The sequence below is a fragment of the Psychromonas sp. genome (assembly GCF_983033635.1).
In genome coordinates this window covers 1-1,264 of the sequence record NZ_CEZLMY010000223.1, presented here as the reverse complement: position 1 = coordinate 1,264, position 1,264 = coordinate 1, and the positions used below count along the sequence as shown (strand labels likewise).

The following is a 1,264-nucleotide window of genomic DNA, read 5'->3' as shown; positions in this document are numbered from 1 at the left end:
GTAAAAATGTCGAAATGTCGAAATGTCGAAATGTCGAAATGTCGAAATATTGAAATGTGGAAATGTCGAAATATTGAAATGTGGAAATGTCGAAATGTGGAAATGTCGAAATGTCGAAATGTAGAAATGTAGAAATGTCGAAATGTCGAAATGTAGAAATGTCGAAATGTAGAAATGTAGAAATGTAGAAATGTAGAAATGTAGAAATGTAGAAATGTCGAAATGTCGAAATGTCGAAATGTCGAAATGTCGAAATGTCGAAATGTCGAAATGCAGAAATGTCGAAATGTCGAAATGCAGAAATGTAGAAATGCAGAAATGCAGAAATGCAGAAATGTGGAAATACTTTTAGCGTCAATTTTCTAAAAGCTAATTAAAGCTGAATATAATTCCAATCACTCTAGCCAACAATTAAAAGTCAGCGTGGATTTAGCGCGCCTATTATAACCTATTCTGCCCTCCTATGTCAGGATAGTTGTCTTCTCTGTGAATTTTAATAATAAGACAGGGTGCGGTAAGAAGTATTGGGAGGGTCAAGTCTGAATGGCACTGTATTAAGGTATGCCCCCAGTGTTTTCAGGACATCAAATGACCGAACAAACTTTACAGACTTTGTAAATCGTCCTAAAACCATGGGCTTAATGAGTTAAGTTGAATTATCACAGAATGTGAAATCACTCTAAAAACCGTAATCACAACACTCAATTCCCTCCCAAACAGCCGAGTAAAAACTGTCGCATGGTGCTTTTTGTTATGCACGTGGATCAGGGGCAATATGTACTACTTTTTTATTCCTTGGGTCAGTCGAAGGCTGACCTCCAATTTGAAGACCTAGATAATACACTTGAGCTATTTCTTCCTGAACATCATCGTCAATGCATATCTTCCTGAATAATTTGTCAGCTTCATCTTTATGTACGTCAGGATCTAGGAACTCATTTCGCATTAGCTGATAAAGTGCATCATGTACTAAAGAAGCTCTCATATTTTCGTTTGTATCTAAAACTGGACCAGACGGTCCATCCCAAGCATAACCTTTTTTAATATGGATTATCCCTTTCGAGTCTAATTTAAGAAAGTTATTGTCATCAATATCAGCATCTATATTTAAACCAGTATCAACAGAATAGTTTGAAGCTAATTGATATTTATAACCACTTCTATATGTAATGAATCTGTCTTCCATGATGCTTCCTCCATTCACAAAGTAATCGTTATTCACTATGGTTCAACAGAGTATTAGTCGTCATTGTTACTAATACAC

At 35.7% G+C, this 1,264-nt stretch carries 1 protein-coding gene; it reads right to left on the bottom strand.

Annotated features, from left to right (window positions below):
• Window positions 1–751 precede the first annotated feature (751 nt).
• A complete protein-coding gene (locus AC4GME_RS17330; RefSeq protein WP_490379887.1) occupies window positions 752–1,186 on the bottom strand; it encodes a DUF1353 domain-containing protein in 435 nt (144 codons plus the stop codon).
• Between the last annotated feature and the right edge of the window lie 78 nt (window positions 1,187–1,264).

Bases quoted from the DNA above. Each gene is read 5' to 3' on its own strand.
- AC4GME_RS17330 (WP_490379887.1), bottom strand. From the start codon at position 1,186: ATGGAAGACAGATTCATTACATATAGAAGTGGTTATAAATATCAATTA.